Genomic DNA, 23,090 nt, shown 5'->3' with positions numbered 1-23,090 from the left:
TTCATTTAATTTTACCAAAAACTTGGTTTTCTATTTACACCTCTTATAGTACAGTCTCCACATTCTTTGTCTACCAATAAAATATACGTGACGCCATCTACAAGCACAAATGCAAGTGGAGTTTTAAGCCCAGTTTGCATTGCCTTAGTTGCAAAGAAATTATTTAAGGTATCAAGTTCAGCACATTTATAAGGGTATTTGAGTGCCCAGTTTGGCAGTTCTTTCTTATTAATAAAAAAGCGTTTGGTTTGAGTTACTCCTGCTCCAATAAATCCTACGACTGGTTCATTCCTATCTGCAACATTATATACATTCCCTCTTAATTCAGAAGGTTGTGTATCAAAGATAGAACCTAAATTTTCTGTGTTTTTCTTTAGTTTTTCCCAAAATTCAAATGCTTCTTTAGTAATTACATACTGTTTAACCAAAATGCTATACCTTACTGATATTTTTTCTGAACTCGATTCGATAAAAGTTAATGGAGCCTTATTAATCACATCCTTTTCCAATTTCAAGGTTGACCCTAATAATATATTATTTGATGATTTAGTTGTCCAACAGGTAGCTATGTTTTCGTCAGGATACAAACGATCTTGAAAACCCGGACCCTTTATCCCATTATACGACAAAACAGAATAATAATCCGAATTAAATTGCCAAGTGTCTTTATATTCCCAACGAAAATATTTGCTGTTGTTACTATCATCATGTGTATTTACATGAACTTGGATACCATCGTCTTTGACATCAAAACCAACAGCATCAATTACTGGAGATATTTTAGATTCTACAAAGTCAGACAAATAAGTAACTCCTTTTGATGTTTTAATTCTTAAACGATATTTTTTAGAATTATCTAAATTTAGTCCTGCAGAAGCATATACACCTTTTCCCAAGTTATTTAATGTATAACTATTATTTGCATCACTTTCTACTGTTACAGTAGCATTCAACTCTGGGTTTGCCGTGTTTTTATTATCAACTAAAACACTTCTACTTAAATTAATAATTGTAGAATCTGCGCCTGTATTGATAAATCCTTCTATTATTAAAAAATTATGATTTATGGTTGTAACCGTAGGCGCATAAGGCTCTTTGCAAGCAAAAAATGCTAGGCATAAAATCAATAAATATACATTTTTAAATTTCTTCATAACTTAAACATTTATTTCTCTACCAACTTATACACCTACTGTTAATCCCAAAATGTAGGCCTTTTATTAACGCCCCTTATAGTGCAATCTCCACATTCTTTAGTTGTACCCTTATGAGCAACAATTACATTATTTATCTTTATCTCTTCAATTGGCACCATTATTTTGGTATGAAAGAATTTGTCTTCATCCCTCGAGCCAGTTTTTGGACTAATAATAAAAATTGAATCCAAAGGATAACATGCATAAGGATATTTTCTAGTCCAACTTGGTAGTTTATTTTTTGCTATAAAAATTCGTTTTGTTTGAGTTGTTCCTGCACCTATATAGCCTATCACAGGTTCACTCAGATCTGCAGCATTATGAACATTTCCTGTAAGTTGAGAGGGTTGAGCATCGAATATAGACCCTAAGTTCTCGGTATTTTTTTTAAGTCTTTCCCAAAAATCATATGCATCTTTTGTGAGCACCATTTGTTTTACCAAAATACTATACTTAACAGATATTTTTTCTGCATCTGTTGGAATAAAGGTAAGTGGACTTTTATGAATGATATCCTTCTCTGATTTAATTGATGAACCAATAAGTACATTACTTGATTTTCCGCCCGCCCAACAGGTAAAAATATTATCTGTTAATTGATTCCGATCTACCACATCTTTCCCATTTGAAATATACATAGAATAGTATTCTGCCTGAAATTCCCATGTATCATTATATTCCCAACGATAATATTTACTATTATTTGTATTGTCATGCGTGTTCACATAAATCTGTACTCCATCATCTTTTATATCCCAAACTACATCATCAATTGGCGGAGCTACTTTTGGTTCCACAAAATCTGAAATATAAACCGTTCCTTTTGATGTTTTAATTCTCAAACGATATTTTTTAGAATTATCTAAATTTAGTCCAGCAGAGACATATAGTCCTTTACCAATATCTTTCAATAAATAAGTATTATTAGCATCACTTTCTACTGTTACTGTAGCGTTTAATTCTGGACTTGCCGTATTTTTATTATCAACCAAAACAGTTTTACTCAAATTAATGAGCGTAGAGTCTGCTCCAGTATTGATAAAACCTTCGATGACTAAAAGATTGTTATTGGTTTTGGTCAAATTAGGCGCATAAGGTTCTTTACATGATGTGATAATCAATGCTATAATAACAATATATATAACTTTAAACTGTTTCACTTTATTAAAATTTGATATTGTAGTTAACAAATGGTAGCACGGTAGCAAAAATAGATAGCTTATACCCTTTAATTACACCTGCTTGTTCTGTAAAATAAGTTGAGAAAGCATTTTTTCTTCCAGTAATATTATATATACCAGCAGTCCAAGAACCATGTGTAAGTTGTTTGAGTTTATGATTTCCTTCAATATTGAAGGAAATATCCGATCGAAAATAATCAGGAATACGATAAGCATTTCTATCAGAATAATATACTCTTTGCGCACCAGCATAATAATATTTTGAGATGGGCAACGTAATTGGACGACCAGTACTGTAAGTAAGGTTTAGAGAAAAACTTACGCGATGTGAAATGCGATAATTACCAATAAAGTTAAAGGCATGTGGCTTATCAAAATTCGCAGCATAATAATTGCCAGCATTAATCTTTTCAATAGAAGTGATGTCATCATCCTTAAGTAGAGTACGTGAATAGGCATAACTCATCCATCCATTCAAATTTCCAACATTCTTACGAACAAAAAACTCAACTCCGTAAGCTTTACCTTTTGTATTAATTACATCTGTTTCTATATGATGATTAAGTACTAAACTCGCTCCACTTTTGTAATCTAGATAATCCTTTATCTTTTTATAATACACCTCAACTGATGTTTCTATAGCATTATCACTGAAGTTTTTATAAAGCCCCAATGAAATCTGATTCCCAAATTGTGGTTTAATATTTGGGTCGCTCAGTTTATAAATATCCGTTGGAGAAATTGCTGTGGTATTAGAAATAAGGTGAATGTACTGTCTCAATGTATTAAACGCTGCTTTAACAGAGAAACTATTAGATACATTGTATCTTGCTGAGAGTCTGATTTCTGGTCCATGGTAAGTCTTAATCACTTTATTTCTACCAAAACTTTCAGTTGAAACCAATGTGTTTTCAGTTTTTGGTTGACCTTCAACATATGTTCGAACATCATATGGCCCTAAGAAATTGAAAAGTGAATATCTAAGTCCACCACTAATTGATAGCTCTTTTGTGATATCAAATTTATCGCCAACATAAACTGCACTTTCTAATGCTTGTTCTGTTGGTACAACGTCTGGTTTTATTAATGATTTCTCTCCAACAGGCAAAAATTCACCAGGATGAAGTGTATAATAAATTGATGAAAGCCCAAAATTTACGGTATGTTTATCATTCAATAAATAGTTGAAATCTGCTTTCAAGTTTGTTTGTCCAATATCAAAACTTAGATTATATGCATTTACTTCATTATTTTCACTTTTGATATTGTAGTTATACTTATCAAAACCAGCAACCAAACTTCCTGTTAGTTTAGGATTAAAAATATGTTTCCATTTTATAGAAGCATTTTTATTTCCATAAGAATAAGCAGTATCAGAATTTAACTTAAACCGATCTGTACTATAATAGCCTGAGAATATAATACTGTTTTTCTCATTGATCTGGTGGCTTATTCCTAAATTTATATCCGTAAATGATGCACTACTATTTTTATAATCTTTTGGAAGCAGTTTTAATAACCAATTTGAGTAAGTAGTACGAGCGCCTAAAATGAATGAAGTTTTATTGCTGTCAATCGGACCCTCAATATTTAGTCGACTAGTAATTAAACCAATCCCAGCTGATCCAGTATACTTCTTTTTGTTACCTTCTCTATTTGTTACTTCTAAAACTGATGACAGTCTTCCACCAAATTTTTCAGGAATTGAACTTTTGTATAGTTCTACATTATCAACTATTTCTGGATTGAAGGCGGAGAAAAAACCAAAAAAATGTGAAGGATTATAAATAGTAGATTCATCTAATAGAATAAGATTTTGATCAGCTGCACCCCCTCTTACATTAAAGCCTGTACTTGCCTCGCCAACAGATTGGACACCTGGAAGTGTTAAAACCACCCTTAGAATATCTGGCTCACCAAAAACCGATGGAACTTGTTTAATACTTTTAATATCAAGCTTATTTACACCCATTTCAACACTTTTAAGATTGTTATTTTTTTGCGAAGAAATTTGAACTGTTTTAAGTGTTACAATCTTTTCTTTTAAATCTATATTAAATTTCCCATCATTATAAATAACAAGCTGTCTTCTGGTTTCACCTAGGTTTACAGCCTTGATTTGTAAGGTGTTGTTACCTTTGGGCAATGTGAGTGAATAAAAGCCAACGCGGTCAGAAAATGTCCCGATTTTTGAATTCATTGATAAAATACTAGCTCCATAAATAGGTTCTCCAGTTTTAAAATTGCGAAGGTAGCCGGCTATAGTTGCCATACCTGATTTGATTTCATTTGTTTTAATTCCTATTTCATAAATTTTATTTTCTGTGGTAGCTGCTGTATTTGCTTTATTCTCATTCGTTAAAGCCGTTTCGGTTTTAAAAAGTGAATCAGTTGCTTTGTTGTCTGGTGTCTGATTGAAATATAAAATAGCCAGATCGGTTTTAAGTGGTTCGTTCTTAGTTAAGAAAACACTAGAATTCTGACCGATAGCATAATAATAATTTGTATTCTTTAATGATCCCTCTAAGATATAGATCAAGTTTTTTTGATCTGCCTTAAATGTAATTCGCAAACTATCCATTATAGTAGAATCATAATAGAAATGATAACTACTCTTACTTTCTAGTGCTGTTACAAACTCATTCACAGTAGCATTTTTAAAATCAACCGTTATAAATGGATCAGATACTTTTTGAGCATAAATTGATTGACAGCAAAACAGGAAAAATATAAAATATAGTAGTTTAATTTTTGTCATTTTAATTAAATAAGCTATCATAATAAGTTGCCAGTTTAATCATGGCATTTTCAGGATCTTTATTAAACTTGATTTTATTATCTTTTAAATATTGTTGCAGTTCTTTCTTTCTATCACCAAAGAGAGTTAAAAGTTTTTTTTCACCACTAAATGCAGAATAAATGTTATCCTTTACCATATAATAGATGTCTTTATTAATAAAGTATTTCTTTAAAGTTTGTGTACCCATAGTTTCTTGCGAAATTTTTGTTCGTTTAACAAGAATTTTACATTTTCCATTATAAATTTGATCAAAAAATCCGCCTTGAAGCAAAATATCTTTTGTCATATCTTTAATATCAACCCTTATAAAATGATGATTATAAAGATCGAAACTATTCACCTTTTCATTCACAAAACTATATTTTGTAAATCCATTTGGGAGCAATGAAATTATTTTGTCTTTATACAAATCATATAACAATGGTACCTTTTCATATAAAAAACCATCGTATACTATTTTACCATCGCTATAAAAATCTTTGCTCTTAAAATAAGCAACTCCCTCTAAACCAGTATAATAATTATATTCTTCACCGTTATATAGACCAGATTGCTCACCTATTGCTTTTACATAAAATTGTTTAGCATTTTGTGCTGCGTTATAAAGAATAGTATCTTTTTTTACAGACTGTGCTTCAGAAATACCATTAAAACCTAATAGTAAAATTAATATCAATCTAACTTTATTATTCCAATCTCTATTCATTTTTTTAACTTGAAAGTCATAAGATAGAGAAAAAACATTAGTTTGTTAAACAGTAAGAGTTAATCAAATATTCTGTGCAATTACAAAACCACTTGCCCAGGCCCATTGAAAGTTATAACCACCCAACCAGCCAGTTACATCCATACATTCGCCGCCAAAATACAAACCAGGTATCTTTTTGCATTCTAATGTTTTAGAAGAAATTTCACTCGTGTCAATTCCACCACGCATTACTTCGGCTTTATCGTAACCTTTATCACCTGCTGGTTTAACTTTAAATTCGTGAATGGTCTGATAAACTAATTCCATATCAGCTTTACTTAAATCGGCTACTGTTTTAGTTAAAGGCAAAAATTTACCTAAAGCATCAGTAAATTTCTTAGCGTAAAAACGGTTTAACAAAGTTGACAACAGCGTTTTCCCATTTGTTTTACGTTCATCTTCTATTAATTCTAAAATATTTTGGTTTGGCAGTAAATTGATATTAAAAACTTCGCCCCTTCGCCAATATGATGAAATTTGCAAAATAGCCGGACCGCTTAATCCCCAATGGGTAAATAAAATATTTTCTTCAAAAGAAATTTCATCATTACTTACCTCACAAAAAACAGAGTTCCCAGAAAGTTGTGCGTACCAATCTTCGTCTTTCCCTGTAATGGTTAAGGGTACTAAAGCGGGAGCAGTTTCTATAATTTTCAATCCGCTGTTACGAGCAAATCGCAAGGCAAAATCTGTTGCACCCATTTTCGGAATTGGTAATCCGCCACTTGCAATAACCACTTTGGGTGCTGAAATAGTTTTGATTTTATCGCCTATAGCATATTTTACGCTGAAACCATTACTAGTCTGCTCAATATCTTTCACTTCAATATTACACCAAATTTCTTGCTCCATTTCCTCGCAAAGTGATGTAAAAATTTCAACCACATCCTTCGCATTTTTATCATTAGGAAATAATTGACCTAATGTTTTTTCTTTTCCTACAATGCCATAAGTTTCAAAAAAGCTAATAGTATCTTCAACTGTCCATTGATTAAAAGACGATTTTAGGAAGTGGGGATTAGCAGAAATAAATTGTTCTGTAGTAGCCCATTGATTGGTATAATTACATCTTCCACCACCAGAAATTAAGATTTTAGCACCTGGTTTACTGTTCTTTTCGAGTACAACAACCTTTTTACCCAAGAAACCAGCTTGCACTGCACACATTAATCCGCAAGCTCCAGCACCAATAATTATCGCATCTGCATCCATTATTGCAAAGTTATAAGTTTGCAGGTAATAGTTACAGTTCTGTTCAAATTAGCCCCAACAGTAGCTGCGTATTTTTGACGAGAACTGAACTTAAATTAGGTACCAAGCGTAAAAATTAGGGATTGATTAAGTTGCTTTTTGCCTCGTTTTTGCGTTGGGAAAACAAGATTGTTAAAACGGCCTTTAGACGGAGTTAGTTCGGGGTTAGTTCGGACTTGTGACAATTGAATCCGAACAAAGTCCGACTGAAGTCCGAATTAAATTAGAGCCAATAGTTAAACTGTTATAAACGTGATAGTATTCTAGTATTAAGCAAAGATGAATTATAAGGTAAATGGGAATGAAGTAATATTAAATGGCACGTTTTAAAGTAGTTTCCGGGTAATTAGTAAAAACGGAATAAATGAGAGCTTTATGAAAATCATAACCTCCAATTTTTACGCTTGATCCAATAATTGTAGTGAATTTGAGCTTCAAAATGTTATTTTTGCATCGTAAAATCTATTATTAAGCAATGGCAAAACAGATAAGCGAGCAAAAATTAGGAATATTAGGTGGTGGGCAACTCGGCAGAATGTTGATACAAGAGGCAATTAATTACAATTTAACCACTTTGGTTTTAGATCCTGATCCTGATGCGCCTTGTAAACACATCGCTAATAAATTTGAATGCGGTTCGATTACAGATTTTGACACGGTTTATAATTTTGGGAAAAAAGCCGATATCATTACGATTGAAATTGAAAAAGTAAATATCGAAGCCTTAGAACAGTTAGAAAAAGAAGGGAAATCAGTGTTTCCTCAGTCGCGTGTTATTCGTTTGATTCAGGATAAAGGCGTACAAAAACAATTTTTCAAAGAGAATGATATTCCAACCTCCCCTTTTCAACTAGTAAATTCTAAAGATGATTTAAGCAACGGAAATTTTCCTTTTCCATATATTTTAAAGCAACGAAAAGATGGTTACGATGGCAAGGGTGTAATGAAAATTAGTAATCTTGCAGATATCGAAAATGCTTTCGAAGCACCATCATTAATAGAAGAATTGGTTGATTTTGATAAGGAAATAGCGGTAATTGTAGCTAGAAATGCTAACGGCGATATGAAAACTTTCCCGATGGTGGAAATGGAATTTAATGCTGAAGCGAATTTGGTTGAATTTTTAATTTCACCATCAACTTATCCAGATGATATTCAGCATAGAGCTGAGAAAATAGCATTGAATATTGCATCAGCATTAAATATTACTGGAATATTGGCCGTAGAAATGTTTGTCACCAAAAATGGCGAAATATTAGTAAACGAATTAGCCCCTCGCCCGCACAATAGCGGTCACCAAACTATTGAAGGAAATTATGTTTCGCAATTTGAACAGCATTTACGTTCAATTTTCAATTTGCCATTGGGCGATACGCGTTCTATTAGCAATGCAGTTATGATAAATTTACTAGGTGAAAAAGGTCATGATGGTCTGGCAAAATACGATGGTTTAGAAAAAATAATGGCTATTGATGGTGTTTACGTACATTTATATGGAAAAAAATATACTAAGCCATTCCGTAAAATGGGGCACATTACTATTGTAGATCAAAACCGTGAAAACGCAATAGAAAAAGCTAGATATATACAACAAACATTAAAAGTAGTTTCTTAAAAGATTAAAGAGCAAGGAACAAAGAATAAGGACAATTTAGTAAAAAAAAATATGAGCGCAAAAGTAGGTATTATCATGGGTAGCAAATCTGATTTAAACATCATGCAAGATGCTGCTGATATCTGTAAAGAATTTGGGGTTGAATTTGAAATGACTGTCGTTTCAGCTCATCGCACACCAGAACGCATGTTTACTTATGCTAAAGATGCTGCTCAAAGAGGTTTAAAAGTGATAATTGCTGGTGCTGGTGGTGCTGCTCACTTACCAGGAATGGTGGCTTCCATAACCACTTTACCTGTAATTGGTGTTCCTGTTAAATCTTCTAATTCTATTGATGGTTGGGATTCTATCTTATCTATTTTACAAATGCCAAATGGGATTCCTGTTGCTACAGTAGCCTTAAATGCTGCAAAAAATGCTGGTTTATTGGCTGTTCAAATTTTGGCAATTGCCGATGATAACTTAGCTCAAAAAATGCAAGCGTATAAAGATGATTTGAAGAAAAAAGTTGAGGAAAGTGCAAGTGAAATGGAAAAATAGTCCGAAAGTCCGTAAGAGTAAGCATTATCATCTTTCTGACTTTTCTGTCTTACTGACTTTCCGTCTATTTAATTCAAGCTTGGATCACTCGGGAAATTGCTTACATGAGCATATTTTGGACCTAGATTAACAATTACTTCTCGCCATAATTCTTCTTCGTTGTGCGAAAAAACAATATCTTGATGATATTTACCTGAAACAATCCAAGTGTTTGTATTAATTTCTTCGGTTAATTGCTCTTTGCCCCAACCAGAATACCCCAAGAAGAATTTCACTTCATTTTCAGAAATACTATTATTATTTACCAAAATTTTAAGTGTTTCGAAATTACCTCCCCAATAAATGCCATTCGCAATTTCTTCGCCGCTATTTAATTTATCATAACAGCGGTGGATAAAATGAATGGTATCAACTTCAACTGGTCCACCTATAAAAATTGGATAATCTGCTTGCCACAAATCTGGCACTAAGTCTTTCAATAACAAACTACTTGGTTGATTTAAAATAAAACCCAAAGTCCCTTCTTCTTCATGCTCTGCTAATAAAATAACCGATCGCTTAAAGTTCGGATCGCTTAAAAACGGTTCCGAAATCAATAATTTTCCAGCTGATGGTTCAGTTCTACTTAACATTTGCGAAATTTAAGAAATTTTGAAAGAACTAAAGCCTATTTTTGCACTATGGAGGTTACTAAAGAAACACTAGAAAATTTAAGACAAGATTATCGCTCTGCACAATTGAACGATAACGACATTAACAAAAACCCAATTAAACAGTTCGATAAATGGTTTTCTGAGGCAATGACTGCCGAAATATTTGAACCCAATGCCATGACTTTGGCAACTGCCGATAAATCTGGCAAACCAAATGCTCGTATCGTTTTACTAAAAGGATTTGATGAAAATGGCTTTAGTTTTTACACCAATTACCTAAGCACAAAGGGTAAAGAATTAAAGAAAAATCCACAAGCTTGTTTAGTTTTCTTTTGGGGAGAATTAGAGAGACAAGTTCGTATAGAAGGAAAAGTAGAAAAATTAAGCAAAGAAGATTCGGAAAAGTATTTCCATTCTCGTCCACAAGGAAGTCAAATCGGTGCCATTGTTTCGCCTCAAAGTCAAATCATCTCCGATAGGAAAATATTAGAAACAAAGGTTGAAGAATTAACCTCACAATATGAAGGTAAAACAATTCCAAAACCGGCACATTGGGGTGGATACATCGTTAAACCAACATCAATAGAATTTTGGCAAGGACGAACTAGCCGTTTACACGACAGAATTAAATACGATTTGATAAATGGAAAATGGCAAACTAATCGTTTAGCTCCTTAAACAAGAATTTAAAATATGAAGAACATAACAGTAATTGGCTCTGGCACAATGGGAAATGGGATTGCACATACATTTGCGCAGTTTGGTTACCAAGTAAATTTAGTTGATATTAACATTGACGCTCTCGGAAGAGCAATAGCCACTATTACCAAAAATTTAGAAAGACAGATTACTAAAGGAACATTAACTGAAGAAGAAAAAAACACAACTTTAGCTAATATTACTACTATTACCGACTTACAAGCTGGTGTAGAAAACGCTGATTTAATTGTAGAAGCCGCGACTGAAAACATCGAGTTAAAGCTCAAAATATTTAAAGATTTAGATCAATTTGCTAAGCCTGAAGCTATTTTAGCTAGCAATACTTCTTCTATTTCTATCACTCAAATTGCTTCAGTTACCAATCGTGGTGATAAAGTAATAGGCATGCATTTTATGAATCCAGTTCCTGTAATGAAATTGGTAGAAGTAATTAGAGGTTATGCTACAAGTGACGAAACTACCCATCAGGTAATGGAACTTTCGAAAAAACTAGATAAAACTCCAGTTGAGGTAAATGATTACCCAGGTTTTGTGGCTAATAGAATTTTAATGCCAATGATAAATGAAGCTATTTATACTCTATTTGAAGGTGTAGCTGGTGTAAATGAAATTGATACGGTAATGAAATTAGGCATGGCTCATCCAATGGGTCCATTGCAATTAGCTGATTTTATTGGATTAGATGTTTGTTTAGCTATTTTAAATGTTTTACATCAAGGTTTTGGCAACCCGAAATATGCACCTTGTCCATTATTGGTAAATATGGTGATGGCTGGTAAAAAAGGTGTAAAATCTGGAGAAGGTTTTTATGATTATAGCAATGGCGTAAAAGAAGCTAAAGTTGCAACCAAGTTTAACTAATTTTTGGTTGATGGTTCATAGCTAATTGACCATGGACTATTGACTATTAACCATTATCTTTACCAAATGAACGAAAATCTTGATGCTTCTTCTGAAAATTTAAGCCCTATTGAACGTGATATTGAAAAAGTATTACGCCCACAGGAGTTTGATGACTTTACTGGTCAGGAGAAAATCATGGAAAACCTAAAGATTTTCGTTAAAGCCGCCAAATTACGTGGCGAAGCTTTAGATCATGTGTTATTACACGGTCCTCCAGGATTAGGAAAAACTACCCTATCATACATTATTGCGAATGAAATGGGTGTGAATATTAAAGTTACATCTGGCCCAGTTTTAGATAAACCAGGCGATTTAGCAGGATTACTAACCAATTTAGAAACTGGAGATATTCTTTTCATTGATGAAATTCATCGTTTATCACCTTTGGTAGAAGAATATTTGTACTCGGCAATGGAAGATTTCAAGATTGATATTATGCTTGAAAGCGGTCCAAATGCCCGTTCAGTACAAATCAGTCTAAATCCGTTTACTTTAGTTGGTGCTACCACGCGTTCGGGTTTATTAACTGCACCATTAAGAGCTCGTTTCGGAATTAACTCACGCCTAGCCTATTATGATGCTAAAATATTAACTACCATTGTTTTACGTTCATCTGAAATCTTAAAAACTCCAATTACAGATGAAGGTGCTTACGAAATTGCTCGCCGCAGTCGTGGCACGCCTCGTATTGCAAACGCACTTTTACGTCGTACTAGAGATTTTGCACAAATAAAAGGTACTGGAAACATTGATACCGAAATTGCTCGCTACGCCTTAACCGCTTTAAATGTAGATGAGCATGGTTTGGATGAAATGGATAATAAAATCTTGTTGGCCATTATAGATAAATTTAAAGGTGGCCCAGTGGGACTAAAAACCATTGCAACAGCCGTAGGCGAAGATGATGGCACTATTGAAGAAGTTTATGAGCCTTTTCTAATACAAGAAGGTTATTTAATGCGCACAGCCCGCGGTCGTGAAGTTACAGAAGCTGCCTATAAACATTTAGGTAGAATTAAATTAGGGCAAACTGGAAAATTGTTTTAAATCTTTTAATGTGTTGAAGTGTTATTTCTAAAATACAAGAAATAGATTACCAATAAAATTATTACCACAACTGGTATAATCCATTTCATTGCTTGTCCTGCTCCCTTATTATCTGGCTCATTTACAGTTGGCGCTGGACCTGGATTATCTTTATGAGCTTCGTAATTAGTTTCTATTGGTGGATGTCCCTTATTTGGATCTTCGATATGATTAGGCGTTGTATTTTCCATGACGATAATAATTAGTTTCGTATAACAACAATTAAGGCTTTAAAAGGTTTTTAATGCAAAAACCTATCTTTGCAAATCTATGTACAACAATTCTGCAAAATACAGTCAAATGATTAAAACTGAAGCATTAAGGCTCGGTTTTATGGCTTGTGGAATTGCGAAAGCAGAATTTTTAGCAGAAGAAGCACCTAGACTTGAAAATTGGTTAAAAGGAAATCGACACGGCGAAATGACTTACATGGAAAATCATTTCGATAAACGCCTAAATCCTACCCTATTAGTTGATGATGCAAAATCTGTAGTTTCGTTAACCTTAAATTATTTTACTGAAGATAAACAGCTGGATATTAGTGCTCCAAAAATCTCTAAATATGCCTACGGAGCTGATTATCACACTGTGATAAAAGAAAAACTTCAAGAATTACTAGCATTTATTAAAGATAATATTGGCGAAGTTTCTGGGCGATGTTTTGTTGATTCTGCACCTGTAATGGATAAAGCTTGGGCACAAAAATCAGGTTTAGGTTGGCGTGGCAAAAACTCAAACTTAATTAGTAAAGATGCCGGTTCATTTTTCTTTTTAGCAGAGCTGATTATCGACTTAGAATTGGAATACGACACTCCTTTTGCTGCCGATCATTGCGGCTCTTGTACTCGTTGTATTGATGCTTGCCCTACGGATGCAATTATGGCTCCTTATGTAGTTGATGGTAGTAAATGTATTTCTTATTTAACCATCGAATTGAAAAATGAAATCCCGAATGAGTTTAAACATAAAATGGAAAACTGGGCATTTGGATGTGATATTTGCCAGGATGTTTGCCCTTGGAATCGCTTTGCAACACCACATCAAGAACCTGCTTTTAAACCTGCACTTGAACTTTTACAACTGAACAAAACAGAACTTATAGAAATGACAGATGAGGTTTTTAAACAAGTATTTAAAGGTTCGGCAGTTAAAAGAACAAAGTTTACAGGTTTAAAACGAAATATTGATTTTTTAATCAGCACTAAACGTTAGGAGATTTGGCATAACATTGTCATTGTTCAAAAAACATTCTTTTTAGCCTATAATAAGACCTATGTTTGTTTATATGCAAAGCAAATTACATCTTTTATTATCTCAAAATTGTTTTAAACAACAATTGCGTGATAGCTTTCGCATCTACAAACGATTCTTAGCTATTCAATATTCATTAGGCGATTCTTGTCTTAAAAGCAGTAAAGACTTTATAAATTAATCCCTTGCCTTTGACAGGTAAAAGGGACAATTCAAAAAAAATCATTCACATTAATTAAATATGATATGCGCTTATTAAAAGCAGCTTTCATGCTTATCATCGTGGTTGATATTTTTATCATTTTATTAGCATTAACTATACTAAATCCGCTTTTAGTACTTCTATTTATTGTAGTAAGTGGCGTTTTAAAAGGTATTCATAATCAACTCAGCGTTAAGCAAAAGCTTTACAAATTTTATAAAATTAGATCTAGTAAAGTCAGGATTTAACATCATTCATTATTCAAATTTATTATCATGAACAATCAAGATATTCAAGTAACAAAAACTTCCATCATTTTAACAACAGGCATTTACGACCTTTTAAAAGAACAAATTAAAAAGAAAAAATTAAATAGGTTAAACGAAGAAAAGTTAGAAATTGAATTAAAAAATGCTAAACAAGTTTTAAATAGAGATTTACCAAATAATGTGGTTACAATAAATTCACTAGTTACAGTAAAAGATCTACAAACTTCAGAAGAGATCATCCGCAAATTTGTATCTCCACAAAAAGCAAGAAGAAAAAATGGTACAACCTCTATTTTATCAGCAATTGGTATTGCCACTTTAGGTTATGCAGAAGATGCAATTATACAATGGGAACTTCCAGAGGGAATTAAATCTTTTCAAATTCTAAAAGTTTCTAGGCTTACTTAAACAAAGTTTATGAACGAGTATTAATTAATTGATGCTCGTTCATTTTTATTAATAACTTTAATAAAATATACATAAAAATTTGAAAACCACAGTTGCATTACTCTTATTCTTATTTCATTTTGCCTTTGTAAATGCACAAGAATTAAAATTAAAAGCTCACAAGGCGGATGCATTAGGCGGAAAAGCTTTTGCCAATTCAATTATTGACAGCAATTTGAGTTTGGTTGATCGAGAAAATATTATTTACAAAGAAATTAAGAGTGGTAATATTCCTGATTTTTTAAGAAAACTGAAAAAGGTTAGTTATAGCTCAAAAATAAATAATCAAGAGTACTCTATAGATTTTTTTGTACTGCCAGACTATATAGCAATTGGTAGCAATGATGATTATATGTATATGCCAATGACGCCAATTTTAGCACAACGTGTTGCTAATTTGTTAAAATGTACGTTGCCAACCAGAAAAATGGTTGATTTGATTTACCAAAATGCAATCATAAAAGTAGAACCACAACCCATTCCTCCTACTAAAGCAATGACCACTGTTCCTATTTTTATAACTCATAATGAATTAGTTAAAACACAGTTGATACCTTATTCCACTCAGCATAATAACAGCGAATTAACTGCTGGAAATAAAAAAGATGTTATAATAAGCAATAAAATATATAGCGAGAAAACTCCAAAAGTAGTTATTTATGGCTGGCATAAACCAGATGGAAAAGCAATACAGCCACTTTATAACAAACACACCAATACTTGGGCCGATTATAGTCATGGTATTCGGTTAATTCAAAATAAAATATGGGTGAATGGCAAAAGAACTACCATTGCTAAAGTTTTAGCAGACCCAATTTTAAATCAGTTATTAAGTGATGAGGGTGTAATTGAAAAAGCGTATTACCCGATTACGGAATATAAATAATTATGCGATTAATATTCGTTATCTCTTTACTTTTCTCGTCATTCCGGTGAAAACGGGAACCACGAAGTGCTAATCGTAAGGCGATAGAAAACTAGGTAGTGTGTTAGTACCTACTACCGCATTACGATTCCCAATCAAGTTGGGAATGACGGTCTACTTGCACAATCTTTTGTTAACTAAACAGGATTGTAGCGAGCAAGAAGTAAAATACAGAAGCCCGACTAATATTAATCGGGCTTCTGTATTTGTTCCAAAGGAACTCCTTTGGCGCTTTCTAATTCTTTACTACAAATGTATTATCACTCCTATTTTTATCTGGAACGTGGTCGCTTTTCATCACCACTTTGCTAATTTGTTTGTTGGTTTTAATGGACGATATAAAAGTTTTATTCTCTTTTTCCCAAACACCAATGGTATGATGTACTTTTTCGGTAGAATTATCGCTGTACGTAATTAATAAATCTATTGGCAAAGGTTTATTGCTTTTATTTTCGATTTCAATATCGTAACCAGCATCAGTTTTATTTACAGCTTTAATTGCCATATCAGTTACACCATCCTCAAAAAACCAGCGTTTCCAAAACCAATTCATGTTTTTACCAGCACCAGTATTCATACTATAAAAGAAATCGTAAGGCATTGGATGTTTGCCATTCCACAGGGTGATATAATTATGTAATGCCTTGGTAAACAATTCATCACCTAAATAATCTTTAACAAAAAGATAACCAAAACCTGGCTTAGGATAAGTATTTGTAAATGAACTACGAGCATTTAATTCAGTTGTTAAAGTAACAATCGGCATATCATCTTTAGTACCTGATGAGCTTCCTGTCGGTAAAACACCATAATCATCTACAATTGTTGAATCTATCATTGGCGAGATTAACCACTCGCCTATTGTTGCCCAACCTTCATCCATCCAACCGTATTTAGTTTCGTTTATGCCCATATAAAATGGAAACATGGTATGAAAAATCTCGTGATCTGTTAAAGTAATGGCATCGAATTTATTTTGAGTTGGATTGTCGTTCACCATCATTGGATATTCCATTTGATCTAAACCATCAAAAACAGTTTCATGACTATACGGAAAAGGCCATTTTGGAAAAACATAACTCATAGCGTGAACTGTTTTACGAGCAAAATCAATTACTTCGTAATAATCTTTATGTTTTTGGTTGAAAACGGCATCAACTCTAGTTCTTCTGCCTGTTTTTGGATCTACTACCAAACTATTAGCTTTCCATAAATAATGGTTACTTGTGGCAAAGGCAAAGTCTACTACATTTTTAGCTTCGAATTTAAAGGTATTAAAAGGTTTCTGAGCAGTTACCTTATTTTGTGCTAATTCAGCACTATCTATTACATCAATTGTTTCATCGCTTTTATTAGCTAATTGATATTTCTTATAGATGTTTTTTGTAAATACATCTGCTCCATTTGATAAATCGCCTGTTGCCCAAATTGTATAATCTTTAGGAACAGTAATAGCGGCTTTAAAGTTGCAAAAATCATTGTAAAACTCTTCAGAGCCACTATATGGAATTTTATTCCAACCATCTACATCATCATAAACTGCAATTCGAGGGAAGAAATAGGCGATAAAATGTGCTCCTTCGTCTACCTGACCTGTTCTTTGATGGGAGCCTTTATTTAAGATATAACTGTACTCAATTTTAAAATTCATCGTTTTTCCTGATGCCAATGCTGGAACTTTGGTATGCATATTTGTTCCATCAATTATTAAACTTGAGGTATCTTTAAGCTGATTGTTTAGCAAAATACTTGTGATTTTAACTCCCTCGCCTAAATCACGTTCATTCAATTTAGATTTTCTAGCAACACCTTTTTTATAGAGGTTTGGATATAACTTAAACCAAATTTCTTCTAAAACGTCTGGACTATTATTGGTATACTGAATTTCTACAGTTCCTTTTAATAATCTTGTTTCGGGATTAAAATCTATTTTAAGATTGTAATTAGCAGTATTTTGCCAATAGTTTGCTCCTGGCGCTCCACTTACATCGCGTGTTCCTTTTTGGTAAGTTTGTTGAAAAACTTGTCCTACAGGAAGTTGAGCTTTTGCACAGTTGGTTATAAAAAATATGCCAACCAGAGATATGCACAGATGAACACAGATTTTGTGTTTTAATATTTTAATATTCATTTAATGTTTTTTTGAGTTTAAATTTCGGTTATAAATTATGCATGTCAGTCTGAGCTTGTCGAAGACCTTTGCGCAAATCCTTCGACTACGCTCAGGATGACAAAAGACAGTGATGTAATGGAAGGAAATTTAAACAGTTTCTCATTCTCCTGTGGTTAAAACCTTATTTACCGAATTTCATTTTTAACTGCTCCAGCATATCGTTGTTAATTGGTGCAGCTGGTTTTTCTTTTTGTTGAGGTTTTGTAGGAGCTGCTGGGGTTTGTTTTGGAGCTTGAGTTTGTTGCTTAGCTACTTTTTGTTCGTCTTTCTTTTTGCTCCATCTCACCCAAATTTCTTCCAATTTCTTTTTAGTATATAAAGGGAAATCGCCTTGTTTCATCCAAGCATAATAGCTAGGTTCTGTATCAAAAACTTGTTCTACGGTTTTGCCTTTATGCTTACCAAAATTGATGGTCTCTTCGCCTTTCTCATTATAAACCATTCTACCAGCAAAATCTACCACTTTATTCATGTTGGTAAAACTGTGCAACGCATCTACATCATTTTGTACCGGTTTTGATTTATTTCCTTGTTTATCCTCAAACTCAACATCTTGATATTTATCCAATTGCGATAACAATACTTCATAAGTAGCTCTAATATCAGCTTCTGCAGAGTGTGCATTAATAATATCTTTTTCGCAATAAAACTTATAAGCTGCTTTTAATGTACGTTGCTCCATTTGGTGGAAGATATTTTGCACATCAACAAACTTTCTATCGCTCATATCAAAGTCGACACCAACCCTTAGAAACTCCTCTAACAACATAGGTATATCAAACTTATTGGAGTTATAGCCAGCTAAATCGGCATCGCCAATAAATGTTGCAATTTCTTTTGCAGCTTGCTTAAACGTCTCGGCATCTTTAATATCTTCATCATAAATACCATGTATTAATGAAGTAACTAATGGAATTGGCATTTCTGGATTAATGCGCTTAGTTAAAATCAATTCCGATCCATCTGGCATTGCTTTTAATACTGCAATTTCTACAATTCTATCTGCGCCAACATTTATCCCTGTGGCTTCTAAATCGAAAAAGGCTAAAGGACGTTTTAAATTTAATTTCATTTTATTTTGATATCTATTAAAGTATTGGGTTTAAGCTAAGTTTTGTTTTTCAAAAATGCTAAAAAGGTTTGGTTAGTTCTGTACTATTCAGCTAAAATTTTAGTTGCGAAATTATTTCATAATGTTAGCAAGTACGTTTAAATTGCTACGAAATTAACTAACCTCTTTATGAAGAAAATTTTAGCCGTAACCTGCTTTTATTTATTAATCTTATCAGCTGCTCATGCTCAGAACTTTAACTTTGGAGCAATTACTTATGATGATTATGAGTTTAACAAGAAATCGATAGATAGTAATGCAAATGCTGTGGTTTTAAAAGAGTATGGAACTGCTGCCTTGCAACTTGATGATGCTACAGGTAGGCTTTTATTAATATTTGATTACCACGTAAAAATCAAAATTTACAATAAAGAAGGTTTTAAACAAGCTAATATTGTTATTCCTACTTATAAAGATGATTCGAGAGAAGAATTAGTACAAGATCTAAAAGCTTCTACTTTCAATTATGTTGATAACAAATTTGTAGAAACTGTGATGGATAAAAAAGCCGTTTTTACAGAAAATAGATCTAAATATACTTCATTAACCAAATTCACCTTGCCAAATATTAAAGATGGTTCTATTATAGAATATAGCTATCGTTTAGTATCACCAAACTATTTTAATTTTAAAACATGGGAATTTCAATCAGATATTCCTAAAGTGCATAGCGAATACGTAGCTTATATACCTGGAAACTACACTTATAATGTAACACTTCGTGGATTTTATAAATTAAGCGATCAAAAAGCTGAATTGAGTAGGGAATGTTTACGACTAAACGGAGTGCCTATAGACTGCTCTAAAATGACTTATGTGATGAAAAATGTACCTGCTTTTTTAGAAGAAGATTACATGACTGCTCCTAGTAATTTCAAGTCGGCAGTTTATTTTGAACTTTCAGATATATTAATGACTAATGGAAGCAAACAGAACTTTACAAAAGCATGGAAAGATATTGATTATGAACTAACATCTGATAAGAATTTTGGCTCGCATATGAAACGTAAAGATGTTTTTAAAGACCTATTGCCATCTATTTTACAAAATACTACGGATGATTTAAGTAAAGCCAAAGCGATTTATAATTACATTAAAAAACAAATAAAATGGAATAACTATTATGGAAAATATAGTGAGGAAAACATTAAAACTGTATTAGAAAGTAGATCTGGCAATGCTGCTGGTGTTAATTTAAGTTTAATTGCAGCGCTTTCTGCGGCAGATTTGGATGCTGAAGCTGTAATTATTTCAACAAGAGAAAACGGAACGGTAAATAAATTGTATCCCATAATAAGTGATTTTAATTATGTGGTTGCTAAAGTTAATATTGGTGATAAAAGCTATTTATTAGATGCTACAGAACCTTTATTACCTTTCGGATTATTGCCTTTGCGTTGTATAAACGATCAAGGAAGGGTAATTAATCTTAAAAAACCATCCTATTGGATAGACTTAAAAGCAGGTCAGAAAAGCACTACAAATTATATATTAAACGGAAAGTTAAACGCAGACGGAAAAATTACAGGTACAATTACAACTACCACCCTTGGTTACGCAGCTTTTAACAAGAGAAAAGAGATTAAAAAATACAATTCGCCAGACGAATATGTAGAGAAATTAGATGCGGAATTAGCTAAAATAAGTATCACTAAACAAGAAATATTAAATATTGATAGTGTTGAAAAACCACTAACTGAAATTTACGAAGTTGAATTTGCTGCTCATGATGGTATGGGTAAAGATTTACTTTATATAAATCCTTTCTTTATCAGTCGCATTTCAAAAAACCCTTTTAATTTAAATGAAAGAACTTATCCTGTAGATTTAGGCGCTGCATCTGATGAACGAATTTCAATTATTATTACCTTACCAGGAAATTATCAGTTACAAGAAAAACCTCAAGATTTGGCCATAGGCTTGCCATTATCTGGTGGTCGATATTTATTACAAACTACGTTAACGGATAATAATTTAGTTTTAAGTCAAGTATTGCAGTTTAATAAAGCTATTTATGCTCCAGAAGAATATCCTTACCTTAAAGAGTTTTACAGCAAGATTATCCAAAATCAAAAAACAGATTTATTATTAAAAAAAGCGAACTAATGAAAGTCATATCTCTGTTTTTGATCTCATTTTTAAGTTTCATTACGTGTTATGCACAAGACAATTACGATTCGGAATTAATTCCTTCAACCTTGCGAAATAGAGCAAATGCAACCATCAGAAATGAAGAGACTGTTGTAGATATGCGTTCGCCAGATAATGTGATATATTCTGTTAAACAAGCCATTACAGTTTTAAATAAAAACGGTGAAAATAGTGCTCGATTGGTTTTATTCTATGATAAAAACACTTCCATTAAAAGCATTAAAGGCGAAATTTATAATGAAGTTGGTAAGCTAACTGGCAAATTTTCACAAAGTGATTTTAAGGATGAAAGTGCTGTACAAGATTTTTCTTTATTTGAAGATAGTCGCGTAAAACATTATTTACCTTCTGTAAATGTTTATCCTTATACCATAGTTTACACCTATGAAATGCGTTACAAGCAAAACTTAATTATTCCAGATTGGGTACCAAAACCTGCTAGTGATGTTTCTGTAGAAAAAAGCAGCTACACATTTATTTGTAAACCAACAGATGAGTTTCGAATTAAAACCCAAAACTTAGCTAATAAAGCTCTTGAAAGTGTTAATGAAAAACAAAAAACCTTAGTATGGACGGTGAATAATATGATGGGCGTAAAACCTGAACCTTATAGTCCAGATCGAGAAAACTATCAAACTAGTGTTAAAATTGCTCCTCAAAATTTTAGTTATTTCAATTATAAAGGCAATTATACCAATTGGCAAGAGTTGGGCAAATGGCAATATGATAATTTATTAAAAAATCGTAAAACGCTTTTGCCCACAACTATTGAAACTATTAAAGATTTGGTTAAAAACGAAGCAACCGATAAAGAAAAAGCCAGAAAAATATATCAGTACCTGCAAAATAAAACGCGTTACATTAGTGTACAAATCGGTATTGGAGGTTTTCAACCGATAACCGCTGCAGACGTAGATCGTTTAGGTTATGGCGATTGTAAGGCTTTGGTTAACTACATGCAAAGCCTTTTAGATGTGGTCGGCATCGAATCATATTATTGTATTGTGCAAGCTGGTAGTCAGAAAAAGAGCTTAGATCCTACGTATGCAAGTATGAATCAAGGAAATCACATCATTTTATGTATGCCACTTAAAGGCGATACCACTTGGTTAGAATGTACAAGTCAGAAAATTCCTTTCGGTTTTTTAAGTGATTTTACAGACGATAGATATGTATTGGCTTGCACTCCCGAAGGAGGTAAATTACTGCACACACCAAAATTAACTACACCAAAAAATCTTCAAATTCGCAAAGCGGATTTAAGTATGGATAAAGATGGAAGCGTAACTGGAAACTTAAAAACGATATTTTCTGGCGCTCAATACGATAATCACGAAGAAGTTATTGATAAACCTTTAACTGAACAACAGAAATTATTAGCGGAAGCTTACGACATTGACAACATCTACTTCGATAAAATTAATTACGTTCAAAAGAAAGATATTGAACCAGAACTCACAGAAAACTTAGCGATAACTATTAGAAATTACGGATCTATCAATAATGGTAAACTATTTCTTTTATTAAATGCTTTCAATGTAAAAGCAACAATACCTGATGCTAAAAACAGAACATTACCAGTTTATTTAAATCGTGGATATACCGATGCAGATAGCATTACGTACACATTACCAGAAAATGTAATTCCGTTTATTCAACCAAATGATACGGCAATTAAAAGCGAGTTTGGTTCGTACGTTTCAAAAACTGTTTTAGAAGGAAATAAATTAATATACTATCGGAAATTTGTGTTGAATGATGGTACTTTTCCGGCAGAAAGCTATGCAGCGTTCTTTAAGTTTATAACCGATGTAAATACCGCAGATCACGTAAAGGTTGTGTTTAGCTTAAAAAAATAATCCCAAGTC

At 32.7% G+C, this 23,090-nt stretch carries 19 protein-coding genes; 10 read left to right on the top strand and 9 right to left on the bottom strand.

Annotation, left to right across the window (positions count from 1 at the left end; all coding sequences use genetic code 11):
- Positions 1-11 precede the first annotated feature (11 nt).
- The 5 genes from GM921_RS04575 to GM921_RS04555 all read right to left on the bottom strand — a co-directional run bounded on the left by GM921_RS04575 (position 12) and on the right by GM921_RS04555 (position 7,137).
- Complete coding sequence (locus GM921_RS04575) at positions 12-1,154, bottom strand: DUF4249 domain-containing protein (protein WP_182921426.1); 1,143 nt, start codon at positions 1,152-1,154, stop codon at positions 12-14.
- A 41-nt stretch (positions 1,155-1,195) separates the two neighbouring features.
- Positions 1,196-2,356, bottom strand: coding sequence for a DUF4249 domain-containing protein (locus GM921_RS04570; protein WP_182921425.1), 1,161 nt, complete (start codon positions 2,354-2,356; stop codon positions 1,196-1,198).
- A gap of 4 nt (positions 2,357-2,360) precedes the next feature.
- Positions 2,361-5,135, bottom strand: a complete 2,775-nt coding sequence (locus GM921_RS04565) for a TonB-dependent receptor (RefSeq protein WP_182921424.1) — start codon at positions 5,133-5,135, stop codon at positions 2,361-2,363.
- A gap of 1 nt (position 5,136) precedes the next feature.
- Positions 5,137-5,883, bottom strand: a complete 747-nt coding sequence (locus GM921_RS04560; RefSeq protein WP_182921423.1) for a hypothetical protein — start codon at positions 5,881-5,883, stop codon at positions 5,137-5,139.
- A gap of 63 nt (positions 5,884-5,946) precedes the next feature.
- Positions 5,947-7,137, bottom strand: coding sequence for a BaiN/RdsA family NAD(P)/FAD-dependent oxidoreductase (locus GM921_RS04555; RefSeq protein WP_182921422.1), 1,191 nt, complete (start codon positions 7,135-7,137; stop codon positions 5,947-5,949).
- A 514-nt stretch (positions 7,138-7,651) separates the two neighbouring features.
- On the opposite strand from GM921_RS04555, the gene GM921_RS04550 reads away from it, so the two are divergent.
- On the top strand, positions 7,652-8,791 hold the full coding sequence (locus GM921_RS04550; RefSeq protein WP_182921421.1) for a 5-(carboxyamino)imidazole ribonucleotide synthase: 1,140 nt from the start codon (positions 7,652-7,654) through the stop codon (positions 8,789-8,791).
- Between the two features lie 51 nt (positions 8,792-8,842).
- Positions 8,843-9,331, top strand: coding sequence for a 5-(carboxyamino)imidazole ribonucleotide mutase (gene purE, locus GM921_RS04545; RefSeq protein ID WP_182921420.1), 489 nt, complete (start codon positions 8,843-8,845; stop codon positions 9,329-9,331).
- A 68-nt stretch (positions 9,332-9,399) separates the two neighbouring features.
- Here purE and GM921_RS04540 read toward each other — a convergent pair whose 3' ends face one another.
- Positions 9,400-9,963, bottom strand: a complete 564-nt coding sequence (locus GM921_RS04540; RefSeq protein ID WP_182921419.1) for a YqgE/AlgH family protein — start codon at positions 9,961-9,963, stop codon at positions 9,400-9,402.
- Positions 9,964-10,011: 48 nt separating this feature from the next.
- On the opposite strand from GM921_RS04540, the gene pdxH reads away from it, so the two are divergent.
- The 3 genes from pdxH to ruvB all read left to right on the top strand — a co-directional run bounded on the left by pdxH (position 10,012) and on the right by ruvB (position 12,654).
- Positions 10,012-10,662 (top strand): pyridoxamine 5'-phosphate oxidase, encoded by a 651-nt coding sequence (pdxH, locus tag GM921_RS04535; protein WP_182921418.1) that lies wholly within the window; start codon positions 10,012-10,014, stop codon positions 10,660-10,662.
- A gap of 15 nt (positions 10,663-10,677) precedes the next feature.
- Positions 10,678-11,565 (top strand): 3-hydroxybutyryl-CoA dehydrogenase, encoded by an 888-nt coding sequence (locus tag GM921_RS04530; RefSeq protein WP_182921417.1) that lies wholly within the window; start codon positions 10,678-10,680, stop codon positions 11,563-11,565.
- Between the two features lie 66 nt (positions 11,566-11,631).
- Positions 11,632-12,654 carry a Holliday junction branch migration DNA helicase RuvB gene (ruvB, locus tag GM921_RS04525; RefSeq protein WP_182921416.1) on the top strand — a complete coding sequence of 341 codons (1,023 nt, stop codon included), beginning with the start codon at positions 11,632-11,634 and terminating at the stop codon, positions 12,652-12,654.
- A 5-nt stretch (positions 12,655-12,659) separates the two neighbouring features.
- Here the strand turns inward: ruvB and GM921_RS04520 are convergent, their stop codons facing one another.
- A complete protein-coding gene (locus tag GM921_RS04520) occupies positions 12,660-12,884 on the bottom strand; it encodes a hypothetical protein (RefSeq protein WP_182921415.1) in 225 nt (74 codons plus the stop codon).
- 79 nt (positions 12,885-12,963) lie between these two features.
- Here GM921_RS04520 and queG point away from each other — a divergent pair, with 79 nt between their 5' ends.
- The 3 genes from queG to GM921_RS04505 all read left to right on the top strand — a co-directional run bounded on the left by queG (position 12,964) and on the right by GM921_RS04505 (position 15,748).
- The gene (gene queG / locus GM921_RS04515) at positions 12,964-13,905 is read left to right on the top strand and encodes a tRNA epoxyqueuosine(34) reductase QueG (protein WP_182921414.1); all 942 of its coding nucleotides are present in this window, start codon (positions 12,964-12,966) and stop codon (positions 13,903-13,905) included.
- A gap of 516 nt (positions 13,906-14,421) precedes the next feature.
- Positions 14,422-14,823, top strand: a complete 402-nt coding sequence (locus tag GM921_RS04510) for a GreA/GreB family elongation factor (RefSeq protein WP_182921413.1) — start codon at positions 14,422-14,424, stop codon at positions 14,821-14,823.
- Between the two features lie 79 nt (positions 14,824-14,902).
- Entirely contained in the window at positions 14,903-15,748 is an 846-nt protein-coding gene (locus tag GM921_RS04505) for a hypothetical protein (protein ID WP_182921412.1), read from the top strand.
- 274 nt (positions 15,749-16,022) lie between these two features.
- On the opposite strand, the gene GM921_RS04500 is transcribed toward GM921_RS04505, so the two are convergent.
- Entirely contained in the window at positions 16,023-17,918 is a 1,896-nt protein-coding gene (locus GM921_RS04500) for a M1 family metallopeptidase (RefSeq protein ID WP_182921411.1), read from the bottom strand.
- A gap of 163 nt (positions 17,919-18,081) precedes the next feature.
- Positions 18,082-19,032 carry a 3'-5' exonuclease gene (locus GM921_RS04495; protein WP_182921410.1) on the bottom strand — a complete coding sequence of 317 codons (951 nt, stop codon included), beginning with the start codon at positions 19,030-19,032 and terminating at the stop codon, positions 18,082-18,084.
- Between the two features lie 168 nt (positions 19,033-19,200).
- Here GM921_RS04495 and GM921_RS04490 point away from each other — a divergent pair, with 168 nt between their 5' ends.
- Positions 19,201-21,177: a DUF3857 domain-containing protein gene (locus tag GM921_RS04490; protein WP_182921409.1), complete on the top strand. Its 1,977-nt coding sequence runs from the start codon at positions 19,201-19,203 to the stop codon at positions 21,175-21,177.
- Positions 21,177-23,081 (top strand): DUF3857 domain-containing protein, encoded by a 1,905-nt coding sequence (locus tag GM921_RS04485; protein WP_182921408.1) that lies wholly within the window; start codon positions 21,177-21,179, stop codon positions 23,079-23,081. Before GM921_RS04490 ends, GM921_RS04485 begins: the two co-directional genes overlap by 1 nt.
- The last annotated feature ends 9 nt before the right edge of the window (positions 23,082-23,090 follow it).

Origin of the sequence: Pedobacter planticolens, from assembly GCF_014172375.1 — a bacterium.
GTDB classification, from domain to species: domain Bacteria; phylum Bacteroidota; class Bacteroidia; order Sphingobacteriales; family Sphingobacteriaceae; genus Pedobacter; species Pedobacter planticolens.
Note: the sequence above shows the minus strand (reverse complement) of the source record. Positions and strands in the feature narration are given on the sequence as shown.

What these genes read in the sequence shown, in the direction of transcription:
- GM921_RS04575 (WP_182921426.1), bottom strand. Translation starts at nt 1,154, where the DNA reads ATGAAGAAATTTAAAAATGTATATTTATTGATTTTATGCCTAGCATTT.
- GM921_RS04565 (WP_182921424.1), bottom strand. Translation starts at nt 5,135, where the DNA reads ATGACAAAAATTAAACTACTATATTTTATATTTTTCCTGTTTTGCTGT.
- GM921_RS04560 (WP_182921423.1), bottom strand. Translation starts at nt 5,883, where the DNA reads ATGAATAGAGATTGGAATAATAAAGTTAGATTGATATTAATTTTACTA.
- GM921_RS04555 (WP_182921422.1), bottom strand. Translation starts at nt 7,137, where the DNA reads ATGGATGCAGATGCGATAATTATTGGTGCTGGAGCTTGCGGATTAATG.
- GM921_RS04550 (WP_182921421.1), top strand. Translation starts at nt 7,652, where the DNA reads ATGGCAAAACAGATAAGCGAGCAAAAATTAGGAATATTAGGTGGTGGG.
- purE (WP_182921420.1), top strand. Translation starts at nt 8,843, where the DNA reads ATGAGCGCAAAAGTAGGTATTATCATGGGTAGCAAATCTGATTTAAAC.
- GM921_RS04540 (WP_182921419.1), bottom strand. Translation starts at nt 9,963, where the DNA reads ATGTTAAGTAGAACTGAACCATCAGCTGGAAAATTATTGATTTCGGAA.
- pdxH (WP_182921418.1), top strand. Translation starts at nt 10,012, where the DNA reads ATGGAGGTTACTAAAGAAACACTAGAAAATTTAAGACAAGATTATCGC.
- GM921_RS04530 (WP_182921417.1), top strand. Translation starts at nt 10,678, where the DNA reads ATGAAGAACATAACAGTAATTGGCTCTGGCACAATGGGAAATGGGATT.
- ruvB (WP_182921416.1), top strand. Translation starts at nt 11,632, where the DNA reads ATGAACGAAAATCTTGATGCTTCTTCTGAAAATTTAAGCCCTATTGAA.
- GM921_RS04520 (WP_182921415.1), bottom strand. Translation starts at nt 12,884, where the DNA reads ATGGAAAATACAACGCCTAATCATATCGAAGATCCAAATAAGGGACAT.
- queG (WP_182921414.1), top strand. Translation starts at nt 12,964, where the DNA reads ATGTACAACAATTCTGCAAAATACAGTCAAATGATTAAAACTGAAGCA.
- GM921_RS04510 (WP_182921413.1), top strand. Translation starts at nt 14,422, where the DNA reads ATGAACAATCAAGATATTCAAGTAACAAAAACTTCCATCATTTTAACA.
- GM921_RS04500 (WP_182921411.1), bottom strand. Translation starts at nt 17,918, where the DNA reads ATGAATATTAAAATATTAAAACACAAAATCTGTGTTCATCTGTGCATA.
- GM921_RS04495 (WP_182921410.1), bottom strand. Translation starts at nt 19,032, where the DNA reads ATGAAATTAAATTTAAAACGTCCTTTAGCCTTTTTCGATTTAGAAGCC.
- GM921_RS04490 (WP_182921409.1), top strand. Translation starts at nt 19,201, where the DNA reads ATGAAGAAAATTTTAGCCGTAACCTGCTTTTATTTATTAATCTTATCA.
- GM921_RS04485 (WP_182921408.1), top strand. Translation starts at nt 21,177, where the DNA reads ATGAAAGTCATATCTCTGTTTTTGATCTCATTTTTAAGTTTCATTACG.